Genomic DNA, 18,349 nt, shown 5'->3' with positions numbered 1-18,349 from the left:
ATGTTGCCGGCCGCGCCGTTGCTGCTTTCGCTGGGCGCGCGGTCGAGCTTGTCGACCAGCGTGCGCACCAGCGCCACGCGCGCCGGATTGGCCGCGCGCAGGATCAATGAGTTGCTGCGCGGATCGGCCAGCAGCGTGGTGCGGAACGAGGCATCCGTCGCCCCGGGTGCTGCGCCGCCCGGGGCGGCGGCACTGCCGCCGTCGACCAGGCGCTGCACCAGCGGCACCATGTCGGTGGCGACCGAGTGCTTGAGCTGGATGACTTCGATGTCGGACGCGTTCGGCACGTCGAGCGAGGCGATGATGCGCGCCAGCCGGCGCATGTTGTCGGCGTAGTCGGTGATCACGAGCGAGTTGTTGCCCGGGTTCACGTTGATGGTGTTGTTCGGCGGAATCAGCGGGCGCAGCACCGGCAGCAGGTTGTTCGGCGACTCGTAGTTGAGGCGGAAGATCTGCGTGACGATCTGGTTGCTGCCGCTCGACGCGGTGGCGCTGATGGAGGTGTTGACGGTGCTGCTCTGCAGCTTGGCGTCGGCCTCGGGCACCACCTTGTAGAGGCCGTCGGCCTCGACCACCGCGAAGCCCTGCAGGCGCAGTGCCGAGGCGAACTGGTTGAAGGCGGCGGCCGGCTGGATCGCGCGGTCGGTGACCAGGTTCATCGTGCCCTTGACGCGCGGGTCGACCACCACGTCGCGGCCCGTGACCACCGCCATGGTGCGGGCCACGGCCTCGATGTCGGCATTGGCGAAGTTCAGCGTGATCGGCTCGCCGCGGCGCGGCGCGTCGCCGGTCTGCGCGAACGCGGCGGGCGCGCCTTGCAGGAACGTGGCGGCGATCAGCACGCGCACGGCGAGTGCGACGGTGCCGGTCGAAAACAGTGGCTTCATCATGAGGGTCAACCCAGGGTGATGATCGAACGTGCGTTGACGCGCCGTCCGATGATGTTCAACAAATTGGAAAGCGCGTCTTCGCGGCCGGGTGCGGCACTGGCTTCGCCGTTGAAGCGGAAGGACGTGCCGCTCCAGCTGCCGCTGCCGTTCAGTTCGAGGCTGCCCTCGCGCGTGCTCAGCAGCAGCGTGGGACGGGAGCCGCCTTCGAGCGTGAGCCGGTAGCTGCCCATCGGCCGCAGGGTCGACAGGCTGGAGGAGACGTCGGTCGCGTCGAGCGTGGCCTGCCCGGCGATGCGCAGCGCCGGCCCGTCCCACTGCATCGAGAAGGCCTTGGTGGAGAGATCGAGCGCACCTTCGAGCTTGAGCGTGTTCCAGGGCGCACCCAGGCCGGTGAGCAGGGTGGCGGGCCAGCGCGAGCGGCTGTCCTGCCATGCCAGCTGCATGCCCCCGGCGCGCGGGCTGGCCTTGAGTTCGAGCGGCTGCTCGGCGCAGCAGGGCAGGTCGAGGCTGGCGGAAATGCCGCTCCAGCCCGGGCGCATGCGCCAGTGCAGCAGCCCGGGCAGCGACACCGCCTGGGTGCCGCCGGCGCCGCTGGCGAGCACCACCGCGGCCGTGCCGTTCCAGACGGTGCCGCGCGGGTTGGCCAGCACGAGGCGGCCATGGCTCCAGTTCGACAATGCCGCCGACAGCCAGCGCGCCGGCGCGAACAGCGCCACCGCCAGCAGCGCGCCCATCGCGAGGCCGAGCAGGGCCCAGCGCCAGCCGCGGCGCGGCCTGGGTTCGGAGATCGGGGGGCGGGTCAGCATGCGGGCTTGCTGTTGCTGCTCATCGTGCCGCGGGCAGCGCCATGACGATGGTGCCGTCCCAGCGGACCTGCGGCGTCGTCGGCGCATCCTTGCCACCGGATGGCGGCGGTGGCGCGGCGGCGGGGGCGCGCGTCAGGTGGACTTCGCGCGGCACTGCATGCGCGTTGCCGCGGGCCTGGCCGAGCCATTGGGCGACGCTGGCCGCGGGCGCCGCGCGCAGCGAGACGGTGGCGGCGCCGTCGCCGCCGGCCGTCATGAGCTGCGCGTTGCCGGCGCCGAGGCTGTCGCGCACCGAGGCCTCGAGCGCGCGCAGCGCGTCATCGCGGTTCAGGCGCGGCTGCGACTGCAGCGCCTTCGCGCGGTCCTGCAGGGTGGCCATCTGCTGCAGCTGCGCGTCGAGCTGCGCGTGTTCGGCCGGTGCCGCGGCCAGTGTGCGCAGCGCGGGCGCGAGCACGATCCACCACAGCAATGCCAGCGCCACGAGCGCGGCGGCGGCGGCGACCATGCGGCGCTCGCGCGCTTCGAGGGTGGCCCAGCGGGCCTTGAGCTGTTCGCTGAAATTCATCGGGCGGCCTCGGCCTGTGCCTGCACGAGCAGCAGGTCGCCTTCGGTGCGCACGTTGTAGCCGCGCGGCGCCATGGCATGGGTGATCTGCGACACCTCCGAGGGCTGCAGCCCGAGGCCGCGCAGGCGCAATTGGCCGGCGCTGAAGTCGACGGCGCTCGGCACCTTGCCGGGCGGGAGGGCGGCGGCGAGCGCGCCGACCATGGGTTCGAAGTCGCTGCCCGCCACGTCGCCCACGGCCTGCTGCAGCGCGGCGACTTCGCGCTGCATCTGAAGCGGCGCGTCGACCACGATCTTCACCGAGGGGAAGGTCTGGGTCAGCATGGTCTTGGCGGCCTGGCGTTTCGATTCGAGCGCATTGCGCTCCTTCCAGGCCCAGGCGTTGAGGCCGATCAATTGGGTGAGCAGCAACACGACAACGCCCCAGCGCGCGGCGCGCCACTCGGGCGCATAGCGCAGTGTTTGCAGGACCGACGCGAATTTCTTGCCGGCGCGCGCGCGGCCGGTCGCGGCGAGGTCGAACTGTGCGAGCTCCCAGGGCGTGCGCGCGGCCTGCAGCCAGCGCTGTGGCGATTGAACGATGGGCACGCGGCGTTCGAGCAACTGCTCGGCTGCTTCGGCCACGGCGGGCTCGGTGGTGATGACGGCGGTGTCCAGCGGCAGGCCGCCAGACAGCGCCAGCCCCGCGCCGGCCAGCGGCAGCGAGACCACGCCGTCGGCATCGCACACCGTGAGCTGCGGCGCCTCGGGCTCGCCCGTGACCAGCAGCAGCGGCGGGCCGTCGACCGGCTGCGGCGCGAATTCGGGAACGATGCGCACCACGCGCCGGCCGGCTGCTTCGAGCCCTTGCACGACGCTGCGCAGCCAGATGCGGTTGCAGGCCGCAACCCACACGGGCGCGCCGGCCTTGGCGTCGGGTTCGAGCGCGAAGTGCAGGACCTCGGGTTCGTCGAGCAGGTGTTCTTCGAGCAGGCCGTCGAGCACCGCGCGCAGCTTCGATGCGCTGCCCATGCTGCCCTTGGGCAGCGTGACGCGGTGCCACGAGAGCGCGGCGGAAGGAATGCCGAGCATGACCTCCGCGCCCGAGGGCAGCAGGGCCAGCAACGCGCGGCCCTGGCTGCGCAACGCAATGCCGTCGTCGCCTGCCTGGGCCCAGTCGTACTCGCCCGCGGCATCGGCCGGAGGGAGGGAGGCAATGAGCAGCAGGGGGGTCATGTGGGTCTTGGAAAAGCCGGTGATTGTAGGTGGGGGCCGACAGGTTGGTGCTCTTGTTTCGATAGCGTGTCGCGCAGGTGTGACGCGTGTCGGAAGGCTTTTTGTCTACAAGTAGTGCATTGAAATCAGGGTTTGACCGGGGTGTTCGTTGCGCCGGCGCCGCGGGTGCGCCAGATCGTCGTCACCGTGACACCGCTGCGCTGTAGAAGCGAGCGCTCCTCGACGTAGGTGCGGTCGAGCCGCAGCTTGCCGTAGACCTCGAAATACTGCGTGCCCACGCCGTGCTGCGCCGCGTTGAAGGGCGCGCTGCCGCTGGGCAGCGCGGCGTTGGCGGCGGCGATGTCCTTGAAGAAGGCGCGCGCGCGGCGCTCCACCAGCTGGCGCGCGCTGGCGATGTTGAGCGACTCCATGCTGGCGCTGATGGCCTCGGCGCTCGCGGTGTTGAGGTTGAGCGTGGTCTTCACCGGCAGGATCGTCACGTACGGTTCGAGCGCGGCGGCGGTCGAGGACGACAGGCCGACCCACACCAGTTGCGAGACCTGTTGCGGCATCAGCGGCGCGGCGCCGGAATCGCCGCTGCTGCCGTCGGTCGCGGTGCCCATGGCAAGGGCCGCCGCGAGGCCTGTGGTCATCTGGCTCAACTCCGACGCCGGCAGGCCCAGCAGGTTGAACAACCGGGTGAAGGTGGCAACGCTCGCGGGCACCGGCTTGCCGTTGTCGACCAGCGAGAGCACGTTGAGCTTGGACTGCGCGTCGACGATGCGGCCCGAGAGAAAGGCGTCGGGCAACCCTTCGAGGCTGTCGCTCGACACGTTCTTGTCGGCGGACAGGAAGCTCGTGAGCCGTGCTTCCTCGAGCGGTACGGCCCAGGGCTCCGCCAGGTGGTCGGGGCCGCCGGTGCGGCCGTCTTCGCCGAGGATCAGGCGCGACCAGTCGAGCGCGCCGACCAGCACCCAGGCGGCCTGCACGCGTGCGCGCTCGGCGCCTTCGACTTCGGCAGAGCGCCATTGCTGCCACAGTGCCGCGGCGGCGAAGGTGGCCACCAGCATCACGGTCAGCATCGCGGCGAGCAGGGCGGCGCCGGCCTGGTGCTTTTTCTTGTTCGCTGCCGTCATGACGATTTCGGCGCTCCCACGGTCGGCCTGACCCAGTCGCGCGTGAGCGTGCCCGCGAGGCCGTCGCCGGGCGGCAGCGTGATGACGAGGCGCACACCGTCCGGCATGGCGACGACGGGGCCCGCGGGGTTGCTGGGGTTGGGCGCGGCGGTGGGCAACTGGCCGGCAGGCGCCCAGACGTTGTCGCGGAAGTAGTAGAGCTGCCAGCTGCTGGCCGGCACCAGCGGCACGTCGTTGTAGCCGCCCGAACCCGAGCCGCCGTCCTGCGCCCAGGCGGCCGCGAGGTTCCAGGCCTGCTGCCAATCGCCGCGCGTGGTGAAGGGCTGCGACTGCCAGCGCCGCCAGCGCACGCCGTCGGGGCCGGACTTCAGCGTCCAGGCCACCACCTGCACCGATGGCGCCGCATCGTCGCTGCCGCGGCGCGTGAGCCGCAGCGCGCGGCCGTCCCAGTCGATCGGACGGGTCTGCGCGAGCGGGGTCACGGCATCGAGGTCGGCGCCCCACTGCGCGAGCGTGGCCTGCAGCGTGAGGACGGCGTCGGCGCGCTGCTGGTTCTGCAGGGTGGCGCGCGACATGCTGTCGAGCCCGCGCCAGCTCACGAGCGAGAGCAGCGCCATCACGGCGATGGCAACGAGCAGCTCGATCAGCGTGAAGCCGCGCGGTGCGGTGGCTTTGGCGCGTTGCATCAGTAGCGGCCCACCACGGTGGAGATGCGCAGGATCGGCGCGTCGGCTTCGTCGCGCACCTGCACGTCGACACGGCGGAAATTCGGGTTCAGCGTGGCGACGGTCGAGGTCGTCACGTTGAACGTGACGCCGGCCTGCAGGCAGATCGACCCGGAGTCGCCGATCGCCGGCATCTGCCGCGAGAGGCGAGCCTTGGCGAGTTCGTTCTCGGCGCACAGGTCGGCCAGCACGAGGTTGGACTGGCGCTGCGCATTGCGCGTGAGCGACATGGTGGCCTGCGAACCCGCGGCCAGTGCCAGCGCGACGATGCCGAGCGCGATCAGCACTTCGATCAGCGTGAAGCCGCCTGCGCGCGGGGACGAAGCAGGGTGCCGCGAGCTCATTGCACCGCCGAGACGGTGAAGGGGCGAACCCCGTCGGTCGCGATGCGCAGCGCGCGTGCGGGCGGTCCGGCGGAATGGAGCATGACCTGCTGCGCCGCAATGATCGGATCGGGCCCGAGTTGCAGCGCCGGAACCGGCGTGCCGTTGGAAAGCTCGGCCTGTGCGGTGATGCCCTCGGCGGCCCATCCGCTGGGCAGCGCACCCGGCGGAAGGCCGTCGAACACGAAGCTGCCTTCGACTGGCCGCCACCTCACCACGATGCCGCTGGCGCGCGATTGGGCACGGGCCGATTCGAGCAGGGCGGCGAGCCGGTCGGCCTCGCGGTCGAGCTTGGCGGCGCTGGTGTCGCGAATCGCGAAGCTCACGGCGGCAGTGGCCATCGCGATGATGGCGATCACCACGATCAGCTCCAGCAGCGTGAAGCCGCAGGCCGGGCGGGTGTGGCGGCGTGGGAACCGGTTGCGGCGCGGCGCGCCAGTGCCGCTATTGCCAGCTGCCGATGTCGGCATTCTTGCCCTCGCCGCCGCTCTGGCCGTCGGCGCCGAAAGAGAGCACGTCGATCTCGCCCTTGATGCCCGGGTTCATGTACTGGTACGGATGGCCCCAGGGGTCGTTGGGCAGCTTCTCCACGTAAGGCTTCCAGTTGGGGGCAGCGGGGCCCGTGGTCGGACGCGTGAGCAGCGCCTGCAGTCCCTGCTCGGCGGTGGGGTAGCGCTGGTTGTCCAGGCGGTAGAGCTTGAGCGCCTGCATCAGGTTGTTGATGTCGGTCCGGGCGGCCGTCACGCGCGCGTCGTCGGCGCGCTCGATCACGTTCGGCACGATCAGCGCCGCCAGCACGCCGATGATGACCAGCACCACCATCAATTCGATCAGCGTGAAGCCGCGTTGGGCGGTGCGGGTGGCGGCTCGAAGGAGTTTGTTCATAGGTTGGGCGGACATGATTCGGAAGGCGCGCTGCATGATAATCCGCGCCCATGACAAGTCCTTACTCCGCCGCCCGCTGGCATGCCCCACTTGCTACGACCGGGCTTTGGGCGTTGGCGGCCGGCGCTGCCGTGTTCTGGGCGCTGCGCCTGGCTTCGCCGGCGCAGGCCGTGGCAGCGGCGGCGACGATGCCGCGGCCTTCGGTGGCGGCCGATTCGGATTCGGTGGCACGGCTGCTGGGCGTGCTGCCCGCGTCCCGTACGGCAGCGGTGGCGCCCGAGGCGGCCAGCCGTTTCGCCCTGTCGGGCGTGGTGGCAGACCCTTCGCAGCAGGGCGCCGCGCTGATCTCCATCGACGGCAAGCCGCCGCGGCCGTTCCGTGTCGGCTCGGCGGTCGGCGACAACTATGTGCTGCAGTCGGTGGGCCTGCGCTCGGCGACCATCGGCGCACGGGCCGACGGGCCGGCGGCATTCACGCTGCAACTGCCGGTGCGTGCGCCGATCAGCGTTTCCAGCCCGGGGTTGCCGGCGGTGCCGATGGCTCTGCCGGCCGGGCCTCTGCCCGCGACGATGCCGGCCGTGGTGGCCCCACCGCAATTGCAGCAGCAGCCACAGCAGCCGGTTGGCCCGCTGCAGCAGCCTGCAGCGATGGCGCCGCCGCAGCAGGCGCCCGCGCAGTAGCTTTTTCAGGCCTGCAGGAACAGGCGGTAAGCGGGGTTGGCCGTTTCCTCGACGTAGGGATAGCCTAGCGTTTCGAGGAAGGCGTCGAACTCGGCGGCTTCGCCGGACGGCACCTGCAGGCCCACGAGGATGCGGCCGTAGTCGGCGCCCTGGTTGCGGTAGTGGAACAGGCTGATGTTCCAGTTCGGCCGCATCAGGCTCAGGAACTTGAGCAGCGCACCGGGACGCTCGGGAAACACGAAGCGCAGCAGGCGCTCGTCGTGCGCAAGGCCGGTGCGTCCGCCCACGAGGTGCCGTAGATGTTCCTTCGCGAGCTCGTCGTGCGTGAGGTCGAGCGCGTCGAAGCCGTGCTCGTTGAAGGTCCGCGCGATGACGGCCGACTCTCCGCGCGCCGAGGTCGTGAGGCCGACGAACACGTGCGCCTTGGCCGCGTCGCTGATGCGGTAGTTGAACTCGGTCACGTTGCGCGGTGCGCCAGCGCCGCCCAACGCAGCTTCGGCATCGCTCGCGGGCATCTCGCCGACCAGTTCGCAGAAGCGGCGGAAGCTGCCGCGCTCCTCGGGAATGGTGACGGCGAACAGCGCCTCGCGTTCTTCGCCGACCTCGGCGCGCTCCGCGACGAAACGCAGCCGGTCGAAGTTCATGTTGGCGCCGCACAGGATGGCCGCGTAGGTCTCGCCGTGGCGGCCGTGCTGCGCAACGTACTCTTTGATGGCCGCGACCGCCAATGCACCCGCCGGTTCGACGATGCTGCGCGTGTCCACGAAGACGTCCTTGATGGCGGCGCACACGGCATCGGTGTCGACCGCGATGTATTCATCGACCAGTTCGCTGGCGATGCGGAAGGTTTCCTCGCCGACCAGCTTGACGGCCGTGCCGTCCGAGAACAGGCCGACGTCGGGCAGGTTCACGCGCTGGTGCGCGGCGACCGATTGCATCATCGCGTCGGAGTCGTTCATCTGCACGCCGATCACCTTGATCTCGGGACGCACGGCCTTGATGTAGTTGGCCACGCCGGAGATCAGGCCGCCTCCGCCGATCGCGACGAACACGGCATCGAGCGGGCCCTGGTGCTGTCGCAGGATTTCCATTGCGATGGTGCCCTGGCCGGCAATGACGTCGGGGTCATCGAAGGGATGAACGAAGGTCAGGTTTTGCTGTGCCTGCAATTCGAGCGCGTGCAGATAGGCATCCGAATAGCTGTCGCCGTGCAGCACGATTTCGCCGCCGAAGCCGCGCACCGCATCGATCTTCAATTTGGGCGTGGTCACCGGCATCACGATCACCGCGCGCGTGCCGAGCTTGCGTGCACCCAATGCAACGCCCTGCGCGTGATTGCCGGCCGATGCGCAAATAACGCCGCTCGCCAATTGCGCAGCACTCAGGTGCGCCATCTTGTTATAGGCGCCGCGCAGCTTGAAGCTGAAGACCGGCTGCTGGTCTTCGCGCTTGAGCAGCACGGTGTTGCCCAGCCGTTCGCTGAGCGCGCGCGCTTTCTCAAGTGCGGATTCGACGGCAACGTCGTAGACCCGGGCGTTGAGAATTTTTCTGAGATAGTCGGCGGGCGTCAGCGCCGGATTAACAGGTGCATTGCGCACGGTTTTTTCCAAGGGAGTTTTCATTTGCTAACTGTCGATGATAAGAGGCATCGGGATTGCATGCGGGCATGACATGGACACAAATGTCATAAACCTCTTCAGCAACGCTCCAGCCGCAAATGATTCAGGTTTTTTTGGACGCACCTGTCCACCGGCCCCGGCGGCCGCCAATCAGTTCACAATTGAAAAAAATCTGTTATCAATTTCTGTCAGTGATCTTTCGAAAGGGTTGATGCAGGCCGAGGCTGCGCGGGTTCGGCGAAACGAAATCGGCCGCCCCACGTGGCAGGTGATGGGCAACAGATTGCGTGCGCACATCGTTCCGCTGCTGGGTGATGTGCCGGCGCAGTCGTTTGCAACGTCCGACGCACAACGCTTGATCGATCGCCTCGGAGAACGGGGCTTCAGCAGCACGACGATTGCGCAGTACCTCGTGCTGTTGCGCAAGGTGGTGATGCATGGCGTGCACATCGGCGTGCTTCGCGATGTGCCCGCATTTCCGAAGGTCAAGGTGCGCAGCCAGCCGCGCGGCAGCTTCAGCGTTGCGGAGTACCGGGCGATCACCAGGACCGCGCGCAGCCTGCGCGGGCACGCGCATCCGGTGCTCGACCAGCTTGCGGCGGGCGAACGCTTCTGGATTGCGCGCGAACTGCTCGCCATGCCCGACGAGCTGCCCTGGCTGATCCGCTGGATGGTGAATACCTTCGTGCGTCCGAGCGACATCAAGCTCATGAAGCACAAGCACATCGAGATCGTTCGGAGCAAGCACGTCTATTTGCGCATGAACCTGCCGGAGACCAAGCGGCACAGCCAGCCGATCGTGAGCCTGCGGCCGGCGGTGCGGGTCTACGAATGCTTGCTCGCTCATCGCCGCGAACATGGCTTCGGCGCGGCGGACGACTATCTCTTTCTGCCGCAGTTGAAGAACCGCGAGCACGCGCTGGCCGTGCTCAACTTTCTTTTCCATTGGGTGCTCGAGGAGAGCGGCCTTGAAAAAGGACCGCTGGGTCAGTCGAGGACGCTCTACTGCCTGCGCCATACCGCCATCACGCTGCGGCTGTTGTACGGCCAGGGAATCGACATGCTGACCTTGGCACGCAATGCGCGAACGAGCGTCAACATGGTCGAACGTTTCTACGCTTCGGTTCTGAGCGGAGAAATGAATGTGGGGCTGCTGCAAAGCAGACGCGGCCGCGCGAGTTGAGAAGAAAAGCAAAAAAACCGCCCGGCATGAGCTGGGCGGCTTGACACTGAATTGACTCGAACTGGCTGCTGCCAGCATCGGGATCAGACTCTGTCAAAAGGCGTGGCGAATGCCGAAGTCGTAGCCGGTCGAGGTCTTCGGGGTGAAGACGTTGGCTGCGTTGTTGTAGAAGACCGGGCCGCCAACCGTGTAGCCAGCACCGTTCTTGTTGCTGACACGAGCGATCGTTGCGTACAGGGCCGTGCGCTTCGACAGGTTGTGCACGTAGCCGAGTGCCAGCTTGTTGGCCTTCTTGTCCGGTGTGTCGAAGTACGGATTGTTATCGTCCGTCTTGTACTTCACGGCCGAATACGATGCACGGATCAGGCCGGCACCCACGGGGGCCGTCACACCCACCAGCCAGCCGTTGAGCTTGTCCGATGCCATCGCAGCCGGCCGGACGAAGAAGTCGCCGTCGATGTCGGTCTTCCGCTTGGCTCGAGACAGTTCGCCGAAGAGCTTCACGGGGCCGAAGTCATACGAAGCGCCGAGGTTGAAGGTGTTGACCTTGGTGGTCGTGCCGGCGTAGTAGTCGTCGCCCACGGTGCTGCTGCCGTAGGCGGCTGCAACGTCCAGGGGGCCGTTGGCGTAGCCGAAACGTCCACCGACATAGCGACCGGTGCGCGAATTGTTAGCCGCATGAGGCGTAGCCAAGCCAGGGCTGTACTTGTCCTTCTCATGGAAGGCGTACTGCAATTGGCCATAGAAACCACCCAGGTTCGACGGCAGGAAGTAGCCGATGGAATTGCCGGTGCGGGTCGGGTTGCCAAAAGCGCCGGTGGCCGTTTGGATCAGGTTGGTGCCGACGCCGCTGGCGCCGAACGGGTCGAACACGCTGTTGTTCCAGAACGTCGGGGTGTAGTCGCGGCCGAGGCGGACTTCACCGAAACCGCCCGACAGGCTCACGGTCGAACGGCGAGAGAAGGTTGCAACACCTTCCGAGCCGTCGTCGTTCTTGATCGGAGCTTCGAGCCAGAAGCTGGCCGCCAGGCCGCCGCCGAGGTCTTCCGTGCCACGGAAGCCCAGTTTGCTGGAGTTGTAGGCCGAGTTGGCCAGTTCGCGGCGGCTGACCCTGACGCTGCCCTGGTTCAGGTAGAACGGGTTGTAAGCGACTGGGAAGCCGAGGGCGTTGTACGTCACGCCGTTGTTCAGGTCGCGTGAGCTGTTCGAGTAGCCGCTGATCGACGCGTCGACCACACCAAACAGCGTGACGGACGATTGGGCCGAGGCAACACCGGCAACAGCCAGGGCAGCCAGAGCAACTACCCTTTCGGCGCGAAAACTAGAGTGGCGCCGAGCCGGCCAGGGGCTGAAAAGAAAAAAGCCCCGAGCTTTGCAGCTCGGGGCTAAATCCACCAATTGGAAGGGTGGAGGAGACAACTGGGTGCGCACAACCAAGTGCGCAATGAAATAAAGTATATCTATTGTTTGTTGCGTTGCAACAAGCGAGTGATGCTTTTCCCACACACAAAGGGAGGCCGGCGTGTATTTTTGCCCGGCATCTCAGACTTGGAACCCCGAAAACCATGGAATGCACAGTGAGTTGGACCGGCGACGCAGGCACGCGATCGGCCATGGGCTTCGTTGCCGAGACAGGCAGCGGCCACGTCCTGATGATGGACGGCGCCCCCGATGCCGCGAAACCCGAGAACGGCGGGCAGAACCTCGCCGCGCGGCCGATGGAGACCGTTCTTGCCGGCACCGGCGGATGCACCGCCTACGACGTCGTGCTGATACTGAAGCGCGGACGCCATCGCGTCGAGCGCTGCAGCGTCAAGCTCACCAGCGAGCGCGCGGAAAAGGATCCCAAGGTCTTTACGAAGATCCATATGCACTTCACTGTGGCGGGCAAGGGAATTCCGGCCTCCGCCGTGGAACGCGCAATTGCACTGAGCCACGAAACCTACTGCTCTGCCAGCATCATGCTGGCGAAGACTGCCGAGATCACTACCAGTTTCGATCTGATCGAAACTTGAGCGAATGGCCTAGATGCGGTGCGCTACCGTGGTCATCACGCGGGAAGCCACACGCATCAGGGCCTTGGCTGGCGCGGGGAGTTCCGCTGCGCCGGCGTCGACAGCCTGTGACGCGTGGCGGGCTTCGTCGAGCTTCATCTGCTCGACCACTGCCTTGGAGGCGCTGTCTGCGGGCGGGAGGCGGCCAAGGTGGCTTTCCAGGTGGGCCTCTACCTGACGCTCGGTTTCCGCAACGAACCCCAGGCTCAGCGAGTCCCCGAGGCGGCCCGCAACCAAGCCGAAGCCGAAGGCGCCCGCATACCAGAGAGGGTTCAGGAGCGACGGGCGTGCGCCCAGTTCGTCCAGACGCTGTCGGGTCCAGGCCAGATGATCGGTCTCCTCGTGCGCCGCCTCGATGAAATGGGCGCGCAGCGCAGGGTCGCGCGCCACGGCCGCCTGGGCCGTGTAAAGCGCCTGTGCACAGACTTCGCCGACGTGGTTCACCCGCATCAGCGCGCCGGCCTCCCGGCGTTCCGCTTCACTCAGTTCGCTGGGCGCCAATGAGGGGGCGGGCGTCGCCCGCGTGGCATGGGGGCGCGCGAAAAGGGTGCGCAACGCCGCGTCTGCCGCGGCCAGGACGGAGTCGGTCATGAGTGTCATGCGCCTATTTGAACGCACATGCGAAATGCCATGCGGAAGCCTTGTCACATTTCACATGGTGGTGCGTGCCAAGGCCTAAGTCCTTTGTTGCAGGCGTGCAACGAAACGCGCGGGCCATCCAAGATTTCGGGCGAATTGTTTTGCCCTGCCGCATCGGCTCTGGTGCAATAGCATCAACTTCCCAAAAGGAGGTTGGCCCGGGGTCCGGTGGGAGCACAAAAGTGCCAGTCACGGTGAGCCCTTCGCACCGGAGCCCTATGTTTAACCTTGGAGAAACTTGCAATGAAAAAATCTCTAGTTGCTCTGGCTGCCCTGGCTGTTGCCGGTGTTGCCTCGGCTCAGTCGTCCGTCACGCTGTTTGGTGTGGTCGACGCGTCGATCAGCGGCTACTCGAACACCGCCCGCGACAACCGCGCGACCGTGTTCCCCAACGCTTTCGGTATCCCCGTCTACCTGAACCAAGGTTCGGTCAAGACCAGCCGTCGCGAACTGGCTAACTCGGGTTACAACTCGAGCCGCATCGGCTTCCGTGGCACGGAAGACCTGGGCGGTGGCCTGGCAGCCAGCTTCTGGCTCGAAGCTCCGATCTCCAATGACGACGGCCAGCAAGGTATCGCGACGTTCGCTCGTCGTTCGACCGTGAGCCTGTCGGGTGGTTTCGGTGAAGTCCGCCTGGGTCGTGACTACACCCCGACGTTCTGGAACGACACCGTGTTCGATCCGTTCGGCACCAACGGCGTTGGCACCAACCTGGTTTCGACGGCCAACACCGCCTTCGGTGGCTTCGGTACGCCCGCAGCTTCGACCGGCGCGTTCACCAACGTGGGCAGCAGCAACTACGTTCGCGCCAGCAACTCGATCGGCTACTTCCTGCCGCCGAACCTGGGTGGTTTCTACGGCCAAGTGCAATACGCCCTGGCAGAGAAGACCAAGTACGACTCGGGCATCTTCACGCCTAACGTGCTCAACAGCCAGCGCCAAGGCCGTTACATCGGTGGCCGCTTCGGCTACGCAAACGGTCCTCTGGACGTTGCGCTGGCTTATGGCAGCAGCACCGTTGGCGACGACTACTACGTCGGCACGACCACCAAGGTCAACACCCTGAACCTGGGCGCTTCGTATGACTTCGGTCCCGTGAAGCTGTTCGGTGAAGTGTCGAAGGCCAAGAACAAGATCGACTACGAAGTGACCCCGCTGGCTGGCGGCCGTCCCGACATCGATCTGACCGGCTACCTGCTCGGCGTGACCGTGCCGGTCGGCGCTGGCCTGATCCGCGCTTCGTGGTCGCACGTCAAGCTGGACCAGAACCTGCCGAACAACCCGTTCGCTCTGAATACGCCTGATCCCAAGGCCAACAAGATCGCTCTGGGCTACGTGCACAACCTGTCGAAGCGCACGGCTCTGTACGCTACGATCGCTCGTGTCAGCAACAAGAACGGCGCTGGCTACACGGTTGGCGGCCCGGCCTTCTACAACAACGCAGCTGGCGTCTTCACCCCGAAGAGCTCCACCGGCTACGACTTCGGTATCCGTCACGCTTTCTAATTTGACGCTGGCGTAAGCCAGCTTCGAATCAAAAGCTCAAAAGCCACTCGACGTAAGTCGAGTGGCTTTTTTCGTTCGGGCTCGATCATCGCGAATCATGTTGGCAAAGAGCACCATCTGCGTGCACCCCCGGGGAATCACCGTGCGGGCACGCACCTTGCACTGCTAGCATGCCCGTTCACTTTGTTTGCTGAATGATCGCTTTTGTATTGCGCCGTTTGATCCAGGCCGTGATCGTGATGATCGCGGTCGCCTTCATCGCCTTCCTCCTCTTTCAATATGTTGGCGACCCAGTCGTGTTCCTGCTGGGGCAGGACGCCAAGCCCGAACAGATCCGCGAGCTGCGCTCCGCATTGGGGCTCGACCAACCCTTCTTCGTGCAGTTCTGGCACTTTCTTGTCAATGCTGCACAAGGCGAGTTCGGCCTGAGCCTGCGCCAGGGCGCGAAGGTATCGCGGTTGATTGGCGAACGCTTTCCCGCCACGCTCGAACTGGCACTCGTGGCGGCGGTGCTGGCACTGTTCATCGGCATTCCGATGGGCGTGTACACCGCGCTGCGCCGCGGCACCTTCATGAGCCAGGTATTCATGACCGTGTCGCTGCTCGGCGTTTCGCTGCCGACCTTCCTGATCGGCATCCTGCTGATCCTCGTCTTCGCGGTCACGCTGGGCTGGTTCCCGAGCTTCGGCCGCGGCGAGACCGTGAAGTTCGGCTGGTGGACCAGCGGCCTCTTCAGCGCCGACGGCTGGCACCACATCGTGCTGCCGGCGGTGACGCTGGCGATCTTCCAGCTCACGCTGATCATGCGGCTGGTGCGCGCCGAGATGCTTGAGGTGCTGCGCACCGAYTACATCAAGTTCGCGCGCGCACGAGGCCTGTCGAATCGCGCCATCCACTTCGGCCATGCGCTCAAGAACACGCTGGTGCCGGTGATGACCATCACCGGCCTGCAGCTCGGCGGCCTGATTGCCTTTGCCATCATCACCGAGTCGGTGTTCCAGTGGCCCGGCATGGGCCTGCTGTTCATCCAGGCCGTGACCTTCGCCGACATCCCGGTGATGGCGGCCTACCTGTGTCTCATTGCCTTGATCTTCGTGGTGATCAACCTCGTGGTCGACCTGCTGTATTTCGTGGTCGATCCGCGGCTGCGCGTGGGCAAGGCGGGAGGTCATTGACATCATGACGGCAACCACATCCACGGCCCCCCGCCTCAAGGCTTCCGGACGCGCGTTCGCGCACATCGCGAACTTCTACCCCGAGATCACCGCCTTTCGCCGCGACCTGCACGCACACCCCGAACTCGGCTTCGAAGAGGTCTACACATCCGGCCGCGTGCGCGAGGCCTTGCGCGCCTGCGGCGTCGACGAGATTCACGAAGGCATCGGCAAGACGGGGGTGGTCGGCGTCATCCGCGGCCGTTCGACCGCCAGCGGCCGCATGATCGGCCTGCGTGCCGACATGGACGCGCTGCCGATGCGCGAGGACAACGACTTCGGCTGGCGCTCCGCCAGCGACGGCCTGATGCACGGCTGCGGCCACGACGGCCACACCGCCATGCTGGTCGGTGCCGCGCGCTACCTGGCCGAGACGCGCGATTTCGACGGCACCGCCGTGCTCATTTTTCAGCCGGGCGAAGAAGGCTTCGCCGGTGCACGCGTGATGATCGAGGACGGCCTGTTCGACCGCTTCCCCGTCAATGCCGTCTACGCGATGCACAACTGGCCCGCCATGCCGGCCGGCACCGTGGGCATCAACCGCGGCGCGATGATGGCCGCGGCCGATCGCGTGACCATCGAGATCAAGGGCAAGGGCGGCCACGGGGCGCATGCCTACCAGACCATCGACCCCGTGATCGTCGCGGCGCACATCATCACCGCGGCCCAGACCATCGTTTCGCGCAACGTGCGCCCGATCGATGCGGCCGTCGTCAGCATTTGCGCGATGCAGGCCGGTGACCTCGGCGCGATGAGCGTTGTGCCCGGCGAGGCCGCGCTGGTCGGCACGGTGCGCACCTTCAGCGCACGCGTGCAGGCGCAGGTCGAGCAGCGCCTGACCGAACTGTGCACGGCCATCGCCGGCGGCTTCGGTGCAACCGCCACGATCAAGTACGAGCGCGTCTACCCGGCCACCATCAATACCGCGCCCGAGGCCATGTTTGCGGCCGACGTGGCCGAGTCGCTGGTCGGCGCAAAGAACGTCGAGCGCAGCATGGAGCCCAGCATGGGCGCCGAAGACTTCTCCTTCATGCTGCAGAAAAAAGCGGGCGCCTACCTGCGCATCGGGCAGGACGTGCGCGAAGGCGCCTTCCTGCACAACAGCCGCTACGACTTCAACGACGAGATCCTGCCGCTCGGTGCCGCATTGCATGCGGGCCTGATCGAGCAGGGCATGCCGCTTTCCGCTACCCGCGGTGCGCGGCCAGAGAAAGCCGCCGCCACCGCGGCGACGTGATGTGTTTGATTCCAACCCGAGGAGTGTTCCCATGAGTTTCAAGAAAAATGTGGCCGCGGCCGCCGTTCTGTGTGCGCTGGGCGCCGTCAGCATGGTCGCCGGCGCGCAGACCATCCGTGTTGCAAACCAGGGTGACGCGCTGTCGCTCGACCCGCACTCGCTCAACGAATCGCTGCAGCTGAGCACCACCGCCAACGTGTATGAAACGCTGGTCGGGCGCAACAAGGATCTGAGCGTCGCGCCGCTGCTTGCCACGAGCTGGAAGCAAACCTCGCCTACCGTGTGGCGCTTCGAATTGCGCAAGAACGTGCAGTTCCACGACGGCACGCCGTTCACCGCCGACGACGTTCTCTTCAGCTTCGCGCGCGCATCGGGCGACGGCTCGGACATGAAGTCCAACACCACCGACATCAAGGAAGTGCGCAAGGTCGACTCGCACACCATCGAGATCGAGACCAAGGGTCCGTTCCCGATCCTCCCCGACGTGATCACGCAGCTCATGATCATGAGCAAGAAATGGTGCGAGGAAAACAAGGCCGTCACGCCAGTGGACCGCCGCAAGGGCATCGAGAACACAGCCTCCTTCAAGGCCAACGGCACCGGCCCGTACCGCGTGCGCGAGCGCCAGCCGAACGTGCGCACGGTCTTCACGCGCAATCCGACCTACTGGGGCAAGATCGAAGGCAACGCGCAAGAGATCATCTTCACGCCGATCGCCAATCCGGCCACCCGCGTCGCCGCGCTGATCTCGGGCGAAGTCGACGTGATGGAACCCGTGCCGGTGCAGGACATCGCGCGCGTCAACGCCAGCCCGACGGCGCGCGTCATCGCCGGCCCCGAGCTGCGCACGATCTTCCTGGGCATGGACCAGAAGCGTGACGAACTGCTCTACTCGAACGTGAAGGGCAAGAACCCGTTCAAGGACAAGCGCGTGCGCCAGGCCTTCTACCAGGCCATCGACATCGTCGGCATCCAGCGCACCGTGATGCGCGGCGCTTCGCGCCCGACCGGGCTGATGGTCGGCCCCGGCATCAACGGCTGGACCGAAGCCCAGGACAAACGCCTGCCGCTCGATGTCGAAGGCGCCAAGAAGCTGCTGGCCGACGCTGGCTATCCGAGCGGCTTCGAAGTGACCATGAACTGCCCGAACGACCGCTACGTGAACGACGGCCAGATCTGCCAGAGCGTGGCGGCGAACCTGGCGAAGATCGGCGTCAAGATCAACCTCGCGGCGGAGACCAAGGGCACTTACTTCCCCAAGGTGCTGCGCCGCGACACCAGCTTCTACATGCTGGGCTGGACCCCGACCACCTACGACTCGCACAACGCGCTGACCGCGCTGATGGCCTGCCCGGACGACAAGACCGGCGCCGGCCAGTTCAACCTGGGCGCGTACTGCAATCCGAAGCTCGACGAGTTGACGAAGAAGATCCAGTCGGAAACTGACAAACCCAAGCGCGACGCGATGATCAAGGAAGCCTTCGACATCCACACCGCCGACATCGGCCACCTGCCGCTGCACCAGCAGACGCTGGCCTGGGGTGTCAGCAAGAAGGTGTCGCTCACGCAAATGGCCGACAACTACATGCCCTTCAAGTGGATGAGCATCAAGCCATAAGACTGAGGGCCGCTCG

General features: G+C 66.3%; 19 protein-coding genes. 7 read left to right on the top strand and 12 right to left on the bottom strand.

Features of this window, described 5'->3' with window-relative positions; genetic code table 11:
- The 9 genes from AC1DFC_RS15720 to gspG form a co-directional block, all read right to left on the bottom strand.
- Positions 1-890, bottom strand: an 890-nt coding sequence (locus AC1DFC_RS15720) for a secretin N-terminal domain-containing protein (protein ID WP_478179543.1), incomplete at its 3' end; no start/stop codon positions are given.
- 5 nt (positions 891-895) lie between these two features.
- A complete protein-coding gene (gspN, locus tag AC1DFC_RS15715; RefSeq protein ID WP_413335575.1) occupies positions 896-1,696 on the bottom strand; it encodes a type II secretion system protein N in 801 nt (266 codons plus the stop codon).
- A 19-nt stretch (positions 1,697-1,715) separates the two neighbouring features.
- The gene (gspM, locus tag AC1DFC_RS15710; protein ID WP_007834147.1) at positions 1,716-2,261 is read right to left on the bottom strand and encodes a type II secretion system protein GspM; all 546 of its coding nucleotides are present in this window, start codon (positions 2,259-2,261) and stop codon (positions 1,716-1,718) included.
- Positions 2,258-3,475: a type II secretion system protein GspL gene (gene gspL / locus AC1DFC_RS15705; RefSeq protein WP_478179542.1), complete on the bottom strand. Its 1,218-nt coding sequence runs from the start codon at positions 3,473-3,475 to the stop codon at positions 2,258-2,260. The genes gspM and gspL overlap by 4 nt, the downstream gene beginning before the upstream one ends.
- A 125-nt stretch (positions 3,476-3,600) precedes the next feature.
- The gene (gspK, locus tag AC1DFC_RS15700; RefSeq protein ID WP_007834142.1) at positions 3,601-4,590 is read right to left on the bottom strand and encodes a type II secretion system minor pseudopilin GspK; all 990 of its coding nucleotides are present in this window, start codon (positions 4,588-4,590) and stop codon (positions 3,601-3,603) included.
- Positions 4,587-5,276: a PulJ/GspJ family protein gene (locus tag AC1DFC_RS15695; RefSeq protein ID WP_413335578.1), complete on the bottom strand. Its 690-nt coding sequence runs from the start codon at positions 5,274-5,276 to the stop codon at positions 4,587-4,589. The genes gspK and AC1DFC_RS15695 overlap by 4 nt, the downstream gene beginning before the upstream one ends.
- A complete protein-coding gene (gspI, locus tag AC1DFC_RS15690; protein WP_413315184.1) occupies positions 5,276-5,659 on the bottom strand; it encodes a type II secretion system minor pseudopilin GspI in 384 nt (127 codons plus the stop codon). The genes AC1DFC_RS15695 and gspI overlap by 1 nt, the downstream gene beginning before the upstream one ends.
- Positions 5,656-6,168: a prepilin-type N-terminal cleavage/methylation domain-containing protein gene (locus tag AC1DFC_RS15685; protein ID WP_478179541.1), complete on the bottom strand. Its 513-nt coding sequence runs from the start codon at positions 6,166-6,168 to the stop codon at positions 5,656-5,658. Before AC1DFC_RS15685 ends, gspI begins: the two co-directional genes overlap by 4 nt.
- Positions 6,143-6,583: a type II secretion system major pseudopilin GspG gene (gene gspG, locus AC1DFC_RS15680; protein WP_042673496.1), complete on the bottom strand. Its 441-nt coding sequence runs from the start codon at positions 6,581-6,583 to the stop codon at positions 6,143-6,145. The genes AC1DFC_RS15685 and gspG overlap by 26 nt, the downstream gene beginning before the upstream one ends.
- A gap of 50 nt (positions 6,584-6,633) precedes the next feature.
- On the opposite strand from gspG, the gene AC1DFC_RS15675 reads away from it, so the two are divergent.
- A complete protein-coding gene (locus AC1DFC_RS15675) occupies positions 6,634-7,263 on the top strand; it encodes a type II secretion system protein N (protein ID WP_007834127.1) in 630 nt (209 codons plus the stop codon).
- Positions 7,264-7,268: 5 nt separating this feature from the next.
- On the opposite strand, the gene ilvA is transcribed toward AC1DFC_RS15675, so the two are convergent.
- Positions 7,269-8,885, bottom strand: coding sequence for a threonine ammonia-lyase, biosynthetic (gene ilvA / locus AC1DFC_RS15670; protein ID WP_478179540.1), 1,617 nt, complete (start codon positions 8,883-8,885; stop codon positions 7,269-7,271).
- Positions 8,886-8,934: 49 nt separating this feature from the next.
- Here ilvA and AC1DFC_RS15665 point away from each other — a divergent pair, with 49 nt between their 5' ends.
- Positions 8,935-10,065: a hypothetical protein gene (locus tag AC1DFC_RS15665; RefSeq protein ID WP_042673494.1), complete on the top strand. Its 1,131-nt coding sequence runs from the start codon at positions 8,935-8,937 to the stop codon at positions 10,063-10,065.
- Between the two features lie 93 nt (positions 10,066-10,158).
- On the opposite strand, the gene AC1DFC_RS15660 is transcribed toward AC1DFC_RS15665, so the two are convergent.
- The gene (locus AC1DFC_RS15660; RefSeq protein WP_042673499.1) at positions 10,159-11,361 is read right to left on the bottom strand and encodes a porin; all 1,203 of its coding nucleotides are present in this window, start codon (positions 11,359-11,361) and stop codon (positions 10,159-10,161) included.
- 269 nt (positions 11,362-11,630) lie between these two features.
- On the opposite strand from AC1DFC_RS15660, the gene AC1DFC_RS15655 reads away from it, so the two are divergent.
- A complete protein-coding gene (locus tag AC1DFC_RS15655) occupies positions 11,631-12,080 on the top strand; it encodes an OsmC family protein (RefSeq protein WP_007834112.1) in 450 nt (149 codons plus the stop codon).
- Positions 12,081-12,089: 9 nt separating this feature from the next.
- On the opposite strand, the gene coq7 is transcribed toward AC1DFC_RS15655, so the two are convergent.
- Positions 12,090-12,719, bottom strand: a complete 630-nt coding sequence (coq7, locus tag AC1DFC_RS15650) for a 2-polyprenyl-3-methyl-6-methoxy-1,4-benzoquinone monooxygenase (RefSeq protein WP_478179539.1) — start codon at positions 12,717-12,719, stop codon at positions 12,090-12,092.
- Positions 12,720-13,001: 282 nt separating this feature from the next.
- Here coq7 and AC1DFC_RS15645 point away from each other — a divergent pair, with 282 nt between their 5' ends.
- The 4 genes from AC1DFC_RS15645 to AC1DFC_RS15630 all read left to right on the top strand — a co-directional run bounded on the left by AC1DFC_RS15645 (position 13,002) and on the right by AC1DFC_RS15630 (position 18,333).
- The gene (locus AC1DFC_RS15645) at positions 13,002-14,264 is read left to right on the top strand and encodes a porin (RefSeq protein WP_413335583.1); all 1,263 of its coding nucleotides are present in this window, start codon (positions 13,002-13,004) and stop codon (positions 14,262-14,264) included.
- A gap of 194 nt (positions 14,265-14,458) precedes the next feature.
- On the top strand, positions 14,459-15,439 hold the full coding sequence (locus tag AC1DFC_RS15640) for an ABC transporter permease (RefSeq protein ID WP_007833981.1): 981 nt from the start codon (positions 14,459-14,461) through the stop codon (positions 15,437-15,439).
- Between the two features lie 4 nt (positions 15,440-15,443).
- Positions 15,444-16,715: a M20 aminoacylase family protein gene (locus tag AC1DFC_RS15635; protein WP_478179538.1), complete on the top strand. Its 1,272-nt coding sequence runs from the start codon at positions 15,444-15,446 to the stop codon at positions 16,713-16,715.
- A 31-nt stretch (positions 16,716-16,746) separates the two neighbouring features.
- A complete protein-coding gene (locus tag AC1DFC_RS15630; RefSeq protein ID WP_007833984.1) occupies positions 16,747-18,333 on the top strand; it encodes an ABC transporter substrate-binding protein in 1,587 nt (528 codons plus the stop codon).
- Positions 18,334-18,349: the final 16 nt, after the last annotated feature.

The organism is Variovorax sp. 10L421 (assembly GCF_056395365.1).
Note: the sequence above shows the minus strand (reverse complement) of the source record. Positions and strands in the feature narration are given on the sequence as shown.

Coding starts and splice junctions, on each gene's coding strand:
- gspN (WP_413335575.1), bottom strand. CDS start 1,696: ATGCTGACCCGCCCCCCGATCTCCGAACCCAGGCCGCGCCGCGGCTGG.
- gspM (WP_007834147.1), bottom strand. CDS start 2,261: ATGAATTTCAGCGAACAGCTCAAGGCCCGCTGGGCCACCCTCGAAGCG.
- gspL (WP_478179542.1), bottom strand. CDS start 3,475: ATGACCCCCCTGCTGCTCATTGCCTCCCTCCCTCCGGCCGATGCCGCG.
- gspK (WP_007834142.1), bottom strand. CDS start 4,590: ATGACGGCAGCGAACAAGAAAAAGCACCAGGCCGGCGCCGCCCTGCTC.
- AC1DFC_RS15695 (WP_413335578.1), bottom strand. CDS start 5,276: ATGCAACGCGCCAAAGCCACCGCACCGCGCGGCTTCACGCTGATCGAG.
- gspI (WP_413315184.1), bottom strand. CDS start 5,659: ATGAGCTCGCGGCACCCTGCTTCGTCCCCGCGCGCAGGCGGCTTCACG.
- AC1DFC_RS15685 (WP_478179541.1), bottom strand. CDS start 6,168: ATGCCGACATCGGCAGCTGGCAATAGCGGCACTGGCGCGCCGCGCCGC.
- gspG (WP_042673496.1), bottom strand. CDS start 6,583: ATGAACAAACTCCTTCGAGCCGCCACCCGCACCGCCCAACGCGGCTTC.
- AC1DFC_RS15675 (WP_007834127.1), top strand. CDS start 6,634: ATGACAAGTCCTTACTCCGCCGCCCGCTGGCATGCCCCACTTGCTACG.
- ilvA (WP_478179540.1), bottom strand. CDS start 8,885: ATGAAAACTCCCTTGGAAAAAACCGTGCGCAATGCACCTGTTAATCCG.
- AC1DFC_RS15665 (WP_042673494.1), top strand. CDS start 8,935: ATGGACACAAATGTCATAAACCTCTTCAGCAACGCTCCAGCCGCAAAT.
- AC1DFC_RS15655 (WP_007834112.1), top strand. CDS start 11,631: ATGGAATGCACAGTGAGTTGGACCGGCGACGCAGGCACGCGATCGGCC.
- coq7 (WP_478179539.1), bottom strand. CDS start 12,719: ATGACACTCATGACCGACTCCGTCCTGGCCGCGGCAGACGCGGCGTTG.
- AC1DFC_RS15645 (WP_413335583.1), top strand. CDS start 13,002: ATGAAAAAATCTCTAGTTGCTCTGGCTGCCCTGGCTGTTGCCGGTGTT.
- AC1DFC_RS15635 (WP_478179538.1), top strand. CDS start 15,444: ATGACGGCAACCACATCCACGGCCCCCCGCCTCAAGGCTTCCGGACGC.
- AC1DFC_RS15630 (WP_007833984.1), top strand. CDS start 16,747: ATGAGTTTCAAGAAAAATGTGGCCGCGGCCGCCGTTCTGTGTGCGCTG.